Raw genomic sequence first — 15,654 nt, forward strand, 5'->3', positions numbered from 1 at the left:
GCAAGCCGTGGGTAGCTTCCGCGCATGGCAAAGGGATTCAAGGAGTGGCAGGTGGTGTGTGACGCGCTGGCGTCCGGCCGGCAGGCGGTGATCCTGCGCAAGGGGGGCATCCACGAGGGCCGGGCGGGCTTCCGTTTCGCCGAGGAGTCCTTCTTCCTTTTTCCCACGCGCTTTCACAACCAGGCGCAGTTTGTCCGCGAAGGTCGGACCACCGTGGCCCCGGAGTGGGAAGTCGGCGAGACGGTGCGCATCGATCATTTCTGCGAGGTGCCATGGGCGCGCACGGTGACGGCTTGGGACGAGGTCGCCGCGCTGGCCGCGGAGCACATCTGGACTGAGGAGACGGTGCGCCAGCGCTTCGACTGGGAAGGCAAGGGCATGGCGGCGGGCAGCATCCACGTGGCGCTGGTGCGGGTGTTCCGGATGGCGGCGCCGTGGGAGTTCACCTACGAGAAGAAATACGGTGGATGCCGTAGCTGGATCGAGCTGCCCGAGCCTCCGCCGGGTTGGCACGAGGGGCTGGCACCGGTGCTCGACGACGGAGCCTTCGCCCGGCTCGCCAACAAGCTGGAACGCGCCGTGGCGTGAGCGGGAAGGGCAGGTCGTGGTGCCGGCGGGCGGGGGTCTTCGGTGATCTGCCGACCCGGCTGCTGAGGCGTGGCCTGCGCTCGCTGCCGTGGTTTCTCGAGCCGGTGCTGCTGGCCGGCTGGGTGACCCTGTTTTTCGGCCTCGCCGGCCCCCAGCGGCGGGCGGTGATGGCGAACCTCGGCGCGATGTTCCCCTCGTGGGGCTGGCTGCGGCGGTTCACCGGCGCCTACCGGGTGGTGTGGAATTTCTCCGCGACCCTGGTCGATGCGGCGCGGGTGGAAACCGGGACCGGCGAGATGGACTGGGCGATCGATGGCATCGCGGACTTCGAGGAAATGGCGGCGACGCCGGAGGGCTGCATCATCCTGACCGCCCACATGGGCAACTACGACATGGCGGCCTCGTTGTTCTCCGAGGAGTTCGGACGTACGGTGTTTGCCGTACGAGCGCCCGAGCGGGAGCCGGAGCTGCAGAAACTCAAGGAGGCCGAGCTGCGCCGCAAGGAGAAGCAGCACCCCCGTTTCCGCACGCTCTACAATGCCGGTGGCGAAATGCTGGGCGTGGAGCTGGCGAGAATCCTGCGCGAGGGGGACGTGGTGGCGATCCAGGGCGACCGGGTGGTGTTCGAGGTTTCGGAAATGGAGGTGGAGGTCGAGCCGGGCCTGAAAATGAGGCTGCCGCGCGGGCCGCTGATGCTGGCGCGGATCACCGGAGCTCCGGTGTATCCGCTGTTCATCCTCCGCGAGGGCTGGCGTCGTTACCGGGTGAAGGTTTTCCCGAAACTGGAACTGCCCCCGCGGCAGCGCGGCAGCGAGCCCGCGGCCGAGCCTTGGGCGCGGTCGATCTATCAGGTCGCCAAGTCCCACTGGGCGGACTGGGCGGTCTTTGAAGAGATCCTGAAACGAAAGGGAGGCCCGGCATGAGGCGGACCATCCACCCCGACCGTCGTGCGGCGGCCCCGCTTTTCCGCTCCGTGTGGGACGCGCCGATCTGCGGCGAGCGCACGCGCTTGGCGGGCCAGGCCGGAATGAACCGGGCTGAGTTCCGGGTGCTGTCGCTGATCATGCCGGGGGTGGCGGCGCTGGCGGTTTTCGATGCCCTGTGGACCGCGGGCGGGGCGGGGTGGGCCTGGCTCGGAGTGCTGCCGATCACCTGGCTGCTGCTGCATGGGCTGGTGTTCGCGCTCGGCGTGGCGGGCCCTCGGTCCGCTTTCTGGATCTGGTCGGCGGTGTTCTCCGCCTGGGCCGTGTGGCGGGTGACGGGAGGCGGATGGGCCATGGGGGTGGCGGCGGCGTGGCTGGTTTTCGTGGCCCTTCAGCTGGTGGCCCGGCCGGTGGCCGGATTGTGGGCGGCGCTGATGGCGGTCCGAGGCTGGGCCGGCGTGGGCGTCCGGCTCCTGGCCTGCGGGGTGGTCCACGTGCCTTCGCTGGCCTGGTGCTGGCACTCGGGTTACGGCTGGGAGCTGCTTGCCGTGCTGGCGACCGGGCTGCTTTGGGTTTGGGGCACCTTCGTCCCAGGTTCCCAGGTCTTCGGGCCCACCGCCAGGCGCGTCGAGGGGGATGGGGTGCTCATCACCGTCGATGACGGGCCCGATCCCGAGGACACCCCGCGGCTGCTCGACCTGTTGGACGCCCACGGGTGCCGGGCGGTGTTTTTCGTGATCGGAGATCAAGTACGGCGTTACCCGGAGTTGGCGCGGGAAATCGTGGCCCGCGGGCACGAACTCGGGAACCACACCATGACCCATCCGCAGGCGACGGTGTGGTGTGCGGGACCTTGGCGGACACGCCGGGAGATCCGCGACTGCCAGCAGGCCATCGAAGAGGCGACGGGCGTCAGGCCGCGCTGGTATCGCGCCCCCGTCGGTCACCGGAACTATTTCACCCATCCGTTCGCCACCGAACTCGGGCTGGAAGTCGTGGCCTGGTCCCGCCGGGGATTCGACACGGTGGAACGGGATGTCGGAAAAATTGTCTCCGCGCTATGCGATGGTGCGGGAAATGGCGACATCCTGCTCCTTCACGAAAGCACGCCGGTGGCGGCGGAGGTGATGAAGGCGGTGCTCGAGCGTTGCTGCGGGACCGGCAGCGGTCGGGAGGAAAACGGAAAAGCACCACCACCTGGAAGGTGACGGTGCCCGTAAGTTCCAAGCTTCGGCCGTCCGCCTCGGGGTTCAGTCGAGCGTGATCGACTCGAATCGGATCAGCTCGGCGAGCGACTCCTCCACCAGCGAGCGGGCGCGACAGGTCATGAGGTGGAGATAGGCGTGCATGCGGGCGTCATCCTCGTTGCGGTTCTCGCACTCCTCGCTGTAACGCGCGAAGGCGTTGAGCATGCCGAGCAATTCGGCCAGGTGGTGCGGGCACTCGCAGTCGATGGTGGTGGAAATCCGGCTGATGCGGGCGAGTTCTTCATCGCTGAACCGGCGGGGCGGAGCGACCGTTTCCGCCGCAGCCCCCATCGAGGCGGTCGCCGCCTGGCCACGGATGAGGGTGATTTCCGTGCCGAGAACCACCCTGAGTTCGGCCATTTCGATCGGCGACCGGATCGCGGTGATGGGTTGAAAATCCTTTTCCAGGTTCCGGGCAATGCCGGAGGGGGCGAAGCGGTAGGCCACCACCGCCCGCAGCGCACCGGACGAGCCGAGAAGAGACCGGATCGCCTCGACCGTTTCAGGAAAAAGCGTCGGGGTGGCGATGAGAAGAAGGTCCGTGCCTCCTTCGAAGCCGCGGCGCGCTTCCTCCATCGACTGGAAGCGGCCGACGATGCGCACCTTTTCCAGTTGGGATTCGCGGCCGTCGAGCAGGCCGAGAATTTCTCCGCCGATCAACACACAGCGGCACGCTCCGCCGTCGAGCCCCCGGTGCGTCGAGCCGCTGAGTCGGGCCTCGTCCTGAAGCCGCGCCTCCATTTCATCCGCCGAGAGACGGGCGATGCTGGCCAGGGGATGCCCTCGATCGGAAAGGGTCTTCGCCAGCGTGAGCCGGCGAACGTCATCTTCGCTGTAGAGCCGGCGGTTCGAAGAACTGCGGGTGGGATGGACCAGCCCGTAGCGGCTTTCCCAGACCCGCAGATTGGGACTGGAAAGTCCGGTCAGGCGAGACACCGCGCTGATGTCGTAGAGATTCTCCTCGTTCACGGGACCAGCTTCCTCCGAGCCAAGACAACGGTCAACAGAAGATCAACGATGGCCCCTTGCGACGGCGAAATGACTGACGCTCGTTTGACGAATGTAAAGGAAGGCGCGATCGGATTCCGCGAACGGAGGAGAAACATTCGTCCATGTGGAATTCGTCTGTGTAGGAAATGTCGAATCCCCTGCAGGCGGGTGTGGAGCCTCCCTGAAACCACGAAAAACGAACCATCCAAAGAACCATGAAGACCATGACCACCCGCATCCTCGCCCTGACCGCAGCCACCACGCTGGGCGCCTTCGCCGGAGAAAAGAAGGACATCGTCGAGATCGCGTCCTCCAATGACGACTTCTCGACCCTCGTCGCCGCCGTGAAAGCCGCCGATCTGGTGGAAACCTTGCAGGGCGAAGGCCCGTTCACCGTGTTCGCCCCGACCAACGAGGCTTTCGCGAAGCTCCCGGACGGCACCGTGGACATGCTGCTGAAGCCTGAAAACAAGGACAAGCTGGCCTCCGTGCTCACCTATCACGTGGTGCCCGGCAAGGTGATGGCGGCCGACGTTTCCACTGGCGAAGTGAAGACCGTCAACGGCGACACCGCCATGATCAAGGTCGACGGCGACACGGTGACCATCGACAGCGCCAAGGTCATCAAGACCGACATCGTGGCCTCGAACGGCGTGATCCACGTGATCGACTCGGTGATCATGCCGGCCGAAGACGAAGAGGCCGAATGAGTCGGCCTTCTTTCTCTTCCAAGGCTCCGGGCGACGCCCGGGGTCTTTATTTAGTCTCCGTCAGATTTGCTTGAGTGATTGAGCCCTCATTTTGACGAAGAGATGCCTGAGATTGGTCATCCCGCAGGTCCGGCGGATGACGCGGGCGATCTGGTTGTTGAAAGCCTCGAAGCGGCCGGCGCTGATGCGGTGTTTGAAGTAGGCGGTGATTTCCGCGAGGTCGCGTAGGATGCCGGCACCGCCCCGCACCAGCGACGCATTCGGGCTCGTGCCGAGCGCACGCTGACGGACAGACTGTATGTAGATCAGCCGGAACTCCTCCTTGAGGATGTAGGCTGTCGAGAGTTTCCCGTTGAGGCGGGTGATTTCGAGAAGGCGGTCGAGCCCGGACTCATCGAGATTCTGACGGCCCATCATCAGCAGGTAGCGCGAGCCCTCGATGAGCTCCTCTCCCTCGACCTCAGCCTCCCGCCACTCGCTGCGCCGGACCTCGTCGATGGCTCCATTGAGGTTGGCAACGACATGGAACCGGTCGTGGACGACTTCCGCGCCGGGCAACAGCTCGGCGAGCACCGCGCGGTAGGCACCGTTGCGGTCGATCACACGGCCCGGATCGAGGCGGCGAATTCATACAAGGCTTCAAGGTTGAGGATCTTTACACCCCAAGTACGAAGCCGTTCCCGGGTGCGTCACCCCTCCAGCGCGTCAGCAAATCTGTCGGAGAGCCATTCATTTTGCTTGTGCAGCGGGTGGGAAAACGAAGACTTCGTGTGACGTTCAGAGGATCGGGTATATGTCTTTGAGATGTGTCATGACAAACGGGGGCGGGTGCATTCGGATTCTTGTTTTCTGCTGGTTGCTTCCGGTATTGCTGTGTCTCTCCGGGCTGGCTGAATCCGTGGTCGAAGTCGCTCTGCCAGCCGATCACATCGCAGTCGATGACTCAAGAGGCCGGGTGTATGCGGCATGTGGGTCCGTCAGTGGGGCTTCACAGCACAAACTCTATTCGATCGATCCGGCAACGGGGCAGATTCTGAATTCGCTCTCGATTCCAAACAAGCCCATGAGGGTGTGGCTGAGTTTTGACGGAGCGTTCGCATACGTGGCGACCTGGAATGACGGGAAGGTTGTTCGAGTGGATCTGGATGCTTGGTCGGTTCATAGTAGTTTCGGTGTTGGTTCGGAGCTCATTGGGCTTACCAGTTACCCTTATACGGCGAATGACCTCATCGTTCTGGATGGCCCGGGCGAAAGGCTGGCGGTCAATCGTGGCGGCTCCTACGGCTATGGCGGAATCGCTTTGGTTGTTGATGGAGCGATCCAGGGAACTCCGCTTCTTCAAGATGAGTCGTCCTACTCTTTGGGACTAGGAGTCCTTGCCCGCACTGGCGATCCGGATCGGATCCTGTTCCATTCGGAGCAGGGAGGCATCTTGGGCCTGCAAGTTGGAGCAGAGGGTTTCACCATCCTGGACAGCGCCTATAAGCCGTTCTTCAGGGATCTGGAGGGAAACCATGCTCCTTTGCGGCTTCAGTCCCTTGGAGATCTGGTTTTGTGCAGCAACGGAATCATTGGCGATGCCAGTAGCCTGGAGGTAGTCACAGCCTTGCCCCCCAGCGATACGACGTGCCCTGACACTGACCGGGGCGCGGCATTCAGCATCGATGCTTATCGTTCCTTGTATGGAGATCCGGACCGTATTCGGATGACGTTTCTCGACTCGATGTTGGAGGGACCGTCCTGGGTGCTTCCGGGGCCGTCGACGACCTGTGCGGATTTGATGCGGTGGGGGACGTCGGGCTTGGTGTTCAGGGCTCTCAATGCCAATGGTTTTCCGAGTTCGATTCGTCTCGTTTCTCTGGATGGCCTGCCGGATCCGGCAGGGCCTGGATCGGACCTCGAAGTGCACGTTACGGCTCCAATTGTGATAGCGAATGCAGGGGAGGCAGTGCCGGTTTCCGTGACGATATCGAATCCGGGTGCGGTGGATGTAGCTCAGGTTGCGGTGAGACTTGATTGCATTGGGGTGACGTCCGTCTTGGGTTTGGAAGGGGATGGGAGCTACTCGTTCGACGGTTCTCAGATCGAGCTGGATTCCTTCGATTTGGAGGCAGGAGACAGCCGGACTTTCGAGATCTCTCTGGAGGCGGGCGATCCCGGTATTTTCGGATGTGAAGCCGTCGTCTGGTGCGCGACGACCGAAGACAACACGTCCAACAACGTGGACAGCACGTTCGCCTGCATCGGCTATCGCAGGCAGGAAGGGGTAATGGATGTGCTGGCGTTTCCCACCGAGGCTTTTGCCTACGACGCCACCCGTAACTTGCTCTGGATTGCTCCGGAGGCGGAGGCAGGAAGTCTGCTGGCGAACCGGGTATTTCCGCTGGATCTAGCCAACGGTGAAATTCACGACCCTTTGGAGGTTTCCGGTTTGCCTCAGACCATTGCTTTGTCCAGCGACGACCGCTATCTCTATCTGGGTTTCGCCGACCGGTCTGAGATTGCCCGCTTTGATTTGTCCGGTGCTGAAGAAGTGCCGCTTATCATTCCCCTGAGCGGCGGAGGATTTTCCTCGGCGGTCCGCGCGTCCCGGATCCAGGTGCTGGAAGGGGATGGGCGAAGCGTGATCGCCGTGTTGTGGACGGGGAGCACTCAGCAAGCGGGGATGGTCGTCTATGATGATGCGACCCGGCGGCCGGACGTGGTGCAGGACTCCCGGCTATTCCCTGAAATCCAAGCCTCGGGAAGCCCTGATCTTTTCTTCGGACTGAATAATCGGGATACGGGCTTCGAGTTGGGGCAACTGCATGTCGACCCATCGGGCATCCGAATAGGAGACGTCGTCCCGAAGCTGTTGGGCTATCACTTCTATCAGTCGGTGAGAAGCCTGGGAGATCGCGTTTTTGGTGGCGCCGGGATGGTGGCGAATGGTCGCTCGCTCGAGGTGGAAGGGGAGCTTTTCGTCGATGGCATGATGTTCCTCCATCCTGAAAGCCGGCAGGTGGGATTCGTGGTTTTCGGGGATTCCAACCGGTTCGATCAGCTCCTCACTTTTGACATGGACTCCTTCCGTCTCCGGTCGGTGGTGGGCTTGGGTAATGGGCCGTCCAGCCGTGGCCCCACCACCGAGTGTGGCGATCACGGTTTCGCTATGGCTGGTGACGGGCTCCTCTACCTATGGTCTGATTCGCATGTCCTTCCTGCAGGTGATCCGGCGGACGTTGTCATCACCGTCGAGCCGGGTGCGGAAAGTATCGGTATCGGTGAGGAGCTCGGCCACACGATCGTGGTGGAGAACAGGGGGGAGTCGGTCGCGGAAGATGTTTGGGTCGCAGTTTCGGTCTCTGAAAACCAGAACCTGCCGTTCTTTGATCCGGCCCCGGTAATTGAGCAGGACGGATTTAATTACTTTTACGTTGGGGATCTTCCCGGAGGGGGCGTCGCGGACATCGCCCTCACATCTTCCGTCGCCGAGCCCGGATCGGCGACCACGACCGCGGTCCTTCTGTCGCGCAGCCCGCTCGCCAACGCGGACTCAGCGACTTCCATCATTCCCGTTGGATTCGGCAGTGAACCGGGGTTCTACCATGAGATCCCCATTCCGACGGTCGATCTGCTCCACGACCCTTCACGGGACCTGATATGGGCGAGTGTTTCGCCCTTCGGGCCACCCGGTCTCGAACGCACTGTGGTGGCGATCGATCCGGCCACTGGGCGGATCACCACGGTTTTGCCCCAGGTTTCAGCCCCGGGAAAACTCGCACTGTCTTCGGATGGAAGCTCGCTGTTGGTGGCAGCGTTGGATGCGCCGAAGTTCTGGAGAATGGATGTCACCGACGGTTCCGCGGATGAGTCGGTTTATCTCGGTGTGGATCAGTATGCCGGGGATTTGGAGGCACTCCCGGACGGGCCGGGAAGTGTTCTGGTATTGAAGGAGAATCGTAGCACATCGATTCCGTTTGTGGGTCTCGCTGCGTATGATGGCCTATCGAAGCGCCCGGTTGAACTGGGGCTGCAATTGCAGGACGGTCGGATCGATGACATTGAGCCGACCTCGGTGCAGACGGAGTTCCATGGGATAGAATTCCGGAGTATCCCGGGTGCATTCAGCCGTCTAAGGGTGGATGGTACGGGGGTGACCAGGATAGATGAGGTGCACGTTGATGAGAGACTGGGCCGATTCAGCCATGGGGTTGGGGAATACCTGGTCAACTCGGGTGGCGTGGTAATCTCAGGGCAGCCACTTGTTTGGGAAACCCTTTTTCCCAAGACAGACTATCTTAGAGCGGACCTCACTATCGACTACGATCATTTCGCGCCCCAAGGCCCATGTCTGGCCGGTCCGAACATTGATCGGGTTTGGTTTTTGGAAACCGCAACCTTCGGCAACCGTCAGAGAGTTGCGGCCTACTCGGCAACCAGCGGGTGCTTTCTTTCCTCGGTCGATTTGCCAGGCACGGATCCTTCGTGCGATGGATTCATTTTGGCTGGGGATCATGGATTTGCTTTCCGGGGAGAGAGTGGCATTGCGTTGTCCGACGGCGGCATGACAATGCCCACCAGTTCCTCGTGCGACCTCCGGCTGGGGCTCAGCCCCTCAATGGCTACGGCGACCATCGGAGAATGGTGCGAGCTTACGGTTTCGGTTGAGAATCAAGGGCCCGACGACCTGGATGGCGCGCGAATCGGACTGCGGGTGGAGGGGGCGGAGGTGATTTCGCCCGAGAAACTCCGCCATCTTAGGAATTATGGTTTCGAGGTGGTTGAGATGGATGTGGGGGCGATGGCAGCAGGTGAGTCGAGGGAGTTTCAGATCCGTGTCGAGCCGTCGATCGTGGGCTCGATGGTCATCAAAGGAAGTGTGACGCCTGAATGTGGCGACCCTGACTATTCCAACAACCAGCAGGTTCTCAAGGTTCCCGCGGGTTTCGTCTCGGTTGCGGATGGATTTGCCGACCGGAAAATCCTCGCGAGGGATATCGTGGAGGATAGGTCCCGGGGCTGGGTCTGGGCATGTGTGCCCCCGGAAAGTCGACCTCCTTTACCGGCAAAGGTGGTGGGAATCGACCCTGTTACCGGACTGGATCGGCAGGAGATCGAGATGGAGGGAACCCCGGACGTCATGGCCATCTCGCGGAATGGCCACTACCTTTATGTGGGGAGGAAGGATAGCTCGGTCATCGAAAGGCTCGATCTCACCGGCCAAGGCTTTGATGTCCGTATCCCGTTGGAGGAGGTGGATGGCGACATCCGTGCCAGTGACATCCATGTCCTTGAGGGAGATGGGACGAGTATCATCGTCGTGCTGGTGAACTCCGCGACTTCCTCGAGCGCGGCAGGAGTGGCGGTCTTCGACGGAACTCGGAAGAGGGACCAGGTCGCCCTCGACTTCCAGATCGAGAACTATCTGACGGGCTCCGACGATCCGACCCTTTTCTATGCCCAAGGGCAGTATGATCTGATGCATCTTCGGGTGGAGCCTTCGGGGGTCGTAGTGGAGCGAAAGCAATCTCAATCCAATTTCCTTGGATGGCCGAAACGTGATTCTTTTGCGGTGAAAAACGGTCATCTTTTCAGCTCGAATGGGAAAGTGCTGAGTCTTTCGGACATGAGCCTTTCGGCAGACTTCCCGCTCTTTGGTGGAGGTGGCAAATGGTTGTTGGGAAGCGGAGGGGAAATGGATGAAATCAATGGAACGACGATCCGGCGAATCGACTCTGGAAGCCTAGCAAGCCTCCGGTCTCGCACTTTGTTGCCGACGCCGTTGGGGACTTTGACGAGAGCGGTCCGCACGCTGGATGACGGATACGCGCTGTTGTTCAACACCCAGTTGGGTGTGGGTGAAACGGGGCTGGTGAGGTTCGCAAGATGGACTGGAGCCAGTCGGGAAGAGCATCCTGTGGTTAGTCCGCTCGACCCGTTGGTGGAGACCCCGGGTGGGGACTACGATCACGACGGACTGAGCGACGGCTTCGAGTACTATTTCGCGACTCCAGCTGGCAGCGTTTCGGCCAATCCTATCCGGATTGACACAAATGCAGTTGCCGAAGAGCGGGTCGTTTGTCGATTTGAACGCCGGTTTGGTCTTCCACCCGGGCTGTGTCGATTGGTTTACAGCGAGAACCTCAATGACTGGATCGAACTGGACGAACTCTCTGAAACCGTCGTTGGGACTCGGATGGTGGATGGGATTCCAGTTGGAGAGGTGGAGGTCCAGCTGCCTGCCTCAGAAAGTAGAGGTGGATACATCCGCTTCGAGTGGTTGGGAGATCGTTGAGTCGCTGGGGCTGACTGCCCGGGAATGAAGAGGAACCCGGAGTTGCCATTGCCGACAGGAGATTCTCTCAGCACTCGAGGACGATGAGATGATTGTTGAACGGCGTGGCACCCCACAGAGGGGAAATGCGGACCTCGCCGTAGTTCGAGAGCACACGCTCGAGGTCCCCCCGGCTGGGATAGTGGGTGGGGGCGGCCTTCATCCAGAAGGTGCACTTGGCCAGGATGTCCCCGGCCACGGTCGCGCGGTAGCGGCCGGAGGTGTCGCGCAGGCAGGAACGGATCACCAGCTTGCCGCCGGGAGCGACCCGTTCGGCCGCCAGCTTGAGGAGGGTCTCGATTTCCTCCGGAGTGAAGAACTGGAGGATGTCGAGGATGGTGACGTTGCCATGGTGGTCCGGCAGGCCCTCGCGCGCGTCGTGAAACGCGAAGCTGAGGCCGGTCAGTCCGCGTTCGGCGACCAGGCGGTTGGCTTCGTCGATCTTGCGGCGGTCGTAGTCGAGCGAGTGAATCGGCACGGCGACTCCTTTTTCCCGCAGGTAAAAGGCCAGCAGGCCCAGGCCACATCCGAGGTCGAGCAGCGGCAGCGGGCTGTCGCCGATCTCGGCGAGGACCGCCTCGTAGAGCGGGTCGGACCTGAGTTTGGCGGCGACGTAGTAGCCGTCCCAGGTCCGGCGGATGTGGGAATAGACGGCGTTCATCGATCGTGCGGCGGGCTAAGGTGGAGCAGCGGGTTCGGACCGCGGTAGACGAGCCACGGCAGCCGCGCGAGGAAGCCGAGGAAGAGGCGGAGATGCATCCAGGTGAGAAGCGTGTTGTCCCGCACATAACGGAATTGCGAGACACCTCCTTCCTCCGAAGTGAGGTAGCGGACCGGCGTCGGCAGGTTGATGATGGGCACACCCTTCCAGGCGAGGCGTACGGCGACCTCGGGATCGAAGTCGAACCGGCGGGCGAACGGCGTTTCCCCGAAAACCTCGACCAGCGGCGGAATCGGGTACGCGCGCATGCCGAAGAGCGAGTCGTCGATGCCCCAGCCGAGGGTTTCGAGGTTGGCCCAGAAGTTGGAGATCTTGCGGCCGTTGACGCGCAGGGCGGGCGCGGAGTCGTCGAAGACCGGACGGCCGAAGACGGCGGCCTCCGGGTGGGCAGCCACGCTTTCCGCGAAGCGAGGCACGGCGGCGGCCGGATGCTGGCCATCGGCATCCATGCACAGGGCGTGGGAAAAGCCCAGCCCGGCGGCGTGGCGGGCCCCTTCGAGGATGGCGCGGCCCTTGCCGGCGTTCTTTTCCAGGCGCAGGACGGTCAGCTCCGGCGAGAGCGATTCGAGGCCGGCGTCGGAGCCGTCGGTGGAACCATCGATGACGACCAGGACGGGCACGCCGGTGCCAAGGGCGGCGGCGACGGTTTCGCGCAGGAGCGGTCCGGTATTGAAGGATGGGATGAGGACGGTGAGGCGCGGCACTGCCATGGGCGTGCGCGTTTTAGAGCCGGATGAGGGCTGCGGACAAGTGCTGAGCGGGATGCTGACTGAATCCCGGTTCGACTCCGGGGCCGGGTGGCGCGACCTTGCCTGCGCCATGCGCGCACGATTGAGCAAAATCTTCCACTTCGAGGCCGCCCACACCCTTCCCACGCTGCCGGAGGGACACCGCTGCCGCCAGATGCACGGACACAGCTTCAAGGTGGTCATCCACGTTGAGGGTGAGGTCAACGAGGCCGTCGGCTGGGTCTACGATCACAAGGACATCACCCAGGCGATGGAGCCGCTCCTCGACCAGCTGGACCACGCCTACCTCAACGACATCGAGGGCCTGGAAAGTCCGACCATCGAGCGGATCGCGGCGTGGTTCTGGCGCAAGCTCGACCCGTCCCTGCCGGGCCTGGCGGAGATCTGCGTGCATGAGACGCCGAATTCGAGCTGCTCGTTTTACGGCGAGTTCTGAGAAAAGCCGGCCCGCGAGGTTGGTCTGCCGCTTGCGAAGGGAAGTCGCATGATTTCCGAGCAGGCGACCGCCGAAGAAGCGCCCGAAGACGACAGTTTCTCCGACCGACGGTCCCGGTTCTGCAGCCTGCGGGACTCGGTCAACGTGATCAGCGTCTCGCAGGTCGGCTTGTTCGTGCTGGTCGGTGCGTGGGTGCTGCACGAGACGAAGAGCGTGCTGCTGCCGGTGGTGCTGGCGGCCCTGGTGTCGCTGGTTCTTTACCCGGTCTATCGTCTTTTCCGCCAGGTGCGGATCCCGCGCATGCTGGCTTCGCTGCTGACCGTGGCGGGCTTGATGGGGCTGCTCGGCTTCGGGGCCTATCAGCTGTCGGAGCCGGGCGAGCAGTGGATGGACTCCATCAACCGCGACGTGGTCGCGCGGCGCCTCCAGGAGGTCTTCCGGCCGGTGAAGCAGGTCCAGAGCGAGATCAAACGGATGGCGTCCAAGATGGAGGCCGTCACCCAGGCCGCCGATCAAAAGGTGCCGGAGGATGGCCAGGAGGATGCGGAAAGCAACGACGCGTCCGGTGACGACATGCAGGTTGCAATCGAGGTGACCGGGAGCACGGCACCCGCCGCGGATCCGGAGGACGATACCGGTCCGGTCCGGGTGCAGATCCAGGAGGATCCCCTCGATACCGTGTTGGCCGGCACGCAGGACTTCGGCGTCGCGGCGGTGGCTTTCCTGTTCATCGTCCTGTTCGGATTGGCCTACGGGAACCGCATCGTGCGCCGGCTGAGCGAGGAGGAACATACGGCGGCGATCCTCGAAAGAATGGGAGAAGACGTGGCGCGCTATCTTTTCACCATCACCGCGATCAATTTCTGCCTCGGGCTGGCCATCGGCCTGGCGATGTGGGCCTTGGGCATGCCGAACCCGGCGCTTTGGGGCGTGCTGGGAATGGTGCTCAATTTCATTCCGTATCTGGGGGCGTTGATCGGGACCGGAATCGTTTTTCTCGCCGCCGCCGCGACCTTTGAAACGCCCGGCCACGTGCTGATCGTGCCGGTCGCGTATTTCGCCCTGACGGCGATCGAGGGCAACCTGATCACCCCCATGGTGCTGGGCGAGCGCTTCCGGCTCAATCCCCTGATCGTGTTCCTGTGGATCTTCGCCTGGGCCGGGTTCTGGGGCGTGGCCGGGATGCTCATTGCGATGCCGGCGCTGGTCACTTTCAAGATCGTGTGCGAAAACACGGCCACGATGGAACGGTTCCGACGGGTGCTCACCGCGTGACCTCCGGCCTGACATGTGGAAACGGTTGCTTGAAGACGCCAGGGGCTGGCTGGCCGCCTGGAAGGACGCGGAGGCGGGGGCGCTGGCCGCCGCGATCGCATTCTACGGGGCGCTGTCGATCGTGCCGCTGATGTGGTTCGTGCTGGCCGGCCTCGGCTGGTTCTTCGAGTTCGCCGCCCAGGGGCAGAACGCGCGCTCGGAGGTTCTTGCGATCACCTCGCGCCAGTTTTCGCCGGAATTCAGCGAGGCGCTCGATACGGTGCTGGCCAGCCTGCAGGCCAGCGCGCTTTCCAAAGGCCCGATCGCGATCGCCGGCTTCATTCTCGGTGCCTCGATGGTGTTTCACCAGATCGACCAGGCCTTCGCGAGGATCTGGAAAACCAAGGATCACCACGCGTCCGGACCGTGGTTGAAGAAGGCGCGCTCGTTCCTGCTATCCCGGCTGAGGGCGCTGGCGTTGCTCCTCGGGCTGGTGGTGCTGGTGGTGGTCGTGTTCATCGGCGGGCTGGTGCTGCGCGCGGTTTCGGAAGCGGCCGACCGGTTTCTGCCGCACGTCGATTTCCTGTCCAGCGCCGGAGCGGTGGCGATCGGGCTGACGATCAACATGCTGGTGTTCACCGCCCTCTACCGTTTCCTTTCCAAACGCCGGGTGACCTGGCGGGCGTGCGGGATTTCCGCCGGGCTGGCGGCGGTATGCTGGGAAATCGGCAGCCGCGTGCTGGTCAACATCTCCTTCGGCGCGAAGTACGATGCTTATGGTATCGTCGGCTCGTTGCTGGTGGTGCAGCTGTGGGTTTACTTCAACTCCCTGGTGCTGCTCGGCGGGGCGGTGCTGGTCAAGGTGCTGACCGTGCATCAGAGGGCCGTCGCGATCGACTCCGCGACCTCGAGGAAGTCCGGGTAGGCGGGCTGCCAGCCGCTGGCGACCAGCCTGGCGTTGCTGACGTGCTTGTGGGTCCAGCCGCGCTTGCGGTTCGGGTCGCGCGGCACCCGCGGCGGCAAGGGTTTCCCGAACCGGGAAGCGAGCGCCTGATAGGTGGCGAGCTGGCTGCGTGGATGGGAGTCGCACACGTTCCAGATGCCCGGCGGCAGCGGCGCGGTGGCGGCGTGGAGCATGGCCGTGGCGGCGTCATCGCGGTGGATCTGGTTCACGAAACGCCGGCCGTCCTCCTCGATGCCGGCCTCGCCGGAAAGGAACTTGCCGAGCAGGTAACTACGGTGGGGGCCGTAGATGCCGGCGAGGCGGAAGACGAGGCCGCCGCGGGACAACACGAGGTCCTCGGCCTCCCGCAGCACCCGGCCGGTCCCGCGGTCGGGCTCGGCGGGGCTTTCCTCGGTGACCACGGAGCCATCGGTCTGGGCGTAGACCGAGGTCGACGACGTGAACAGCAGGGGGGCAGCCGGGAAGGCCTCCAGCAGATGACGGCAGCCATCGAGGAACACCGTCCGGTAGGCCTCTTCGCCGCCGCGGCCGGAGGAGGCGCAGTGGATGATGAAATCGGGCGGTGCGATGGCACCGGCGAGCGAGCCGATGCTCTGCGCCGAGGAAAGGTCGGCCGTGCGTTCGGTGAGGTGCGGCACTCCGGCCGGGTCTTCGTTTCCGCGGGAAACCGCCGTGACCCGCCAGCCTGCGGCGAGGAAGGTGCCGGAGACCGCCTGGCCGAGGTAGCCGTGGCCGCAGAGGAGGAGGTGCTTCATC

General features: G+C 63.2%; 13 protein-coding genes. 8 read left to right on the top strand and 5 right to left on the bottom strand.

The window, feature by feature from the left end; genetic code table 11:
- The first annotated feature begins 24 nt into the window (after nucleotides 1–24).
- The 3 genes from ABXH26_RS08115 to ABXH26_RS08125 are packed head-to-tail and all read left to right on the top strand — an operon-like array spanning nucleotide 25 to nucleotide 2,719.
- The gene (locus tag ABXH26_RS08115; RefSeq protein ID WP_353566551.1) at nucleotides 25–588 is read left to right on the top strand and encodes a DUF1802 family protein; all 564 of its coding nucleotides are present in this window, start codon (nucleotides 25–27) and stop codon (nucleotides 586–588) included.
- Entirely contained in the window at nucleotides 585–1,511 is a 927-nt protein-coding gene (locus tag ABXH26_RS08120) for an LpxL/LpxP family acyltransferase (protein WP_353566552.1), read from the top strand. Before ABXH26_RS08115 ends, ABXH26_RS08120 begins: the two co-directional genes overlap by 4 nt.
- On the top strand, nucleotides 1,508–2,719 hold the full coding sequence (locus tag ABXH26_RS08125; RefSeq protein WP_353566553.1) for a polysaccharide deacetylase family protein: 1,212 nt from the start codon (nucleotides 1,508–1,510) through the stop codon (nucleotides 2,717–2,719). Before ABXH26_RS08120 ends, ABXH26_RS08125 begins: the two co-directional genes overlap by 4 nt.
- Nucleotides 2,720–2,761: 42 nt before the next feature.
- On the opposite strand, the gene ABXH26_RS08130 is transcribed toward ABXH26_RS08125, so the two are convergent.
- Nucleotides 2,762–3,727 (bottom strand): MerR family transcriptional regulator, encoded by a 966-nt coding sequence (locus ABXH26_RS08130; RefSeq protein WP_353566554.1) that lies wholly within the window; start codon nucleotides 3,725–3,727, stop codon nucleotides 2,762–2,764.
- A gap of 245 nt (nucleotides 3,728–3,972) precedes the next feature.
- Here ABXH26_RS08130 and ABXH26_RS08135 point away from each other — a divergent pair, with 245 nt between their 5' ends.
- The gene (locus ABXH26_RS08135) at nucleotides 3,973–4,458 is read left to right on the top strand and encodes a fasciclin domain-containing protein (protein WP_353566721.1); all 486 of its coding nucleotides are present in this window, start codon (nucleotides 3,973–3,975) and stop codon (nucleotides 4,456–4,458) included.
- Nucleotides 4,459–4,518: 60 nt separating this feature from the next.
- On the opposite strand, the gene ABXH26_RS08140 is transcribed toward ABXH26_RS08135, so the two are convergent.
- A complete protein-coding gene (locus ABXH26_RS08140) occupies nucleotides 4,519–5,061 on the bottom strand; it encodes a transposase (RefSeq protein WP_353566555.1) in 543 nt (180 codons plus the stop codon).
- A 265-nt stretch (nucleotides 5,062–5,326) separates the two neighbouring features.
- Here ABXH26_RS08140 and ABXH26_RS08145 point away from each other — a divergent pair, with 265 nt between their 5' ends.
- Complete coding sequence (locus tag ABXH26_RS08145) at nucleotides 5,327–10,735, top strand: hypothetical protein (RefSeq protein WP_353566556.1); 5,409 nt, start codon at nucleotides 5,327–5,329, stop codon at nucleotides 10,733–10,735.
- A gap of 67 nt (nucleotides 10,736–10,802) precedes the next feature.
- On the opposite strand, the gene ABXH26_RS08150 is transcribed toward ABXH26_RS08145, so the two are convergent.
- The gene (locus ABXH26_RS08150; RefSeq protein WP_353566557.1) at nucleotides 10,803–11,435 is read right to left on the bottom strand and encodes a methyltransferase domain-containing protein; all 633 of its coding nucleotides are present in this window, start codon (nucleotides 11,433–11,435) and stop codon (nucleotides 10,803–10,805) included.
- Nucleotides 11,432–12,205 carry a glycosyltransferase family 2 protein gene (locus tag ABXH26_RS08155; RefSeq protein ID WP_353566558.1) on the bottom strand — a complete coding sequence of 258 codons (774 nt, stop codon included), beginning with the start codon at nucleotides 12,203–12,205 and terminating at the stop codon, nucleotides 11,432–11,434. Before ABXH26_RS08155 ends, ABXH26_RS08150 begins: the two co-directional genes overlap by 4 nt.
- Before the next feature lie 109 nt (nucleotides 12,206–12,314).
- Between ABXH26_RS08155 and queD the strand changes: the two genes are divergently transcribed.
- Genes queD through ABXH26_RS08170 form a run of 3 tightly spaced genes read left to right on the top strand, consistent with a single transcriptional unit; the run spans nucleotide 12,315 to nucleotide 14,859 of the window.
- A complete protein-coding gene (queD, locus tag ABXH26_RS08160; RefSeq protein WP_353566559.1) occupies nucleotides 12,315–12,680 on the top strand; it encodes a 6-carboxytetrahydropterin synthase QueD in 366 nt (121 codons plus the stop codon).
- A gap of 48 nt (nucleotides 12,681–12,728) precedes the next feature.
- On the top strand, nucleotides 12,729–13,955 hold the full coding sequence (locus tag ABXH26_RS08165; protein WP_353566560.1) for an AI-2E family transporter: 1,227 nt from the start codon (nucleotides 12,729–12,731) through the stop codon (nucleotides 13,953–13,955).
- Nucleotides 13,956–13,968: 13 nt separating this feature from the next.
- Nucleotides 13,969–14,859, top strand: coding sequence for a YihY/virulence factor BrkB family protein (locus ABXH26_RS08170; RefSeq protein WP_353566561.1), 891 nt, complete (start codon nucleotides 13,969–13,971; stop codon nucleotides 14,857–14,859).
- Here ABXH26_RS08170 and ABXH26_RS08175 read toward each other — a convergent pair.
- Nucleotides 14,811–15,653 carry an NAD-dependent epimerase/dehydratase family protein gene (locus ABXH26_RS08175; RefSeq protein ID WP_353566562.1) on the bottom strand — a complete coding sequence of 281 codons (843 nt, stop codon included), beginning with the start codon at nucleotides 15,651–15,653 and terminating at the stop codon, nucleotides 14,811–14,813. The two genes, ABXH26_RS08170 and ABXH26_RS08175, sit on opposite strands and share 49 nt — an antisense overlap.
- Nucleotide 15,654 lies beyond the last annotated feature (1 nt).

Source organism: Haloferula sargassicola, from assembly GCF_040362925.1.
GTDB classification, from domain to species: domain Bacteria; phylum Verrucomicrobiota; class Verrucomicrobiia; order Verrucomicrobiales; family Akkermansiaceae; genus Haloferula; species Haloferula sargassicola.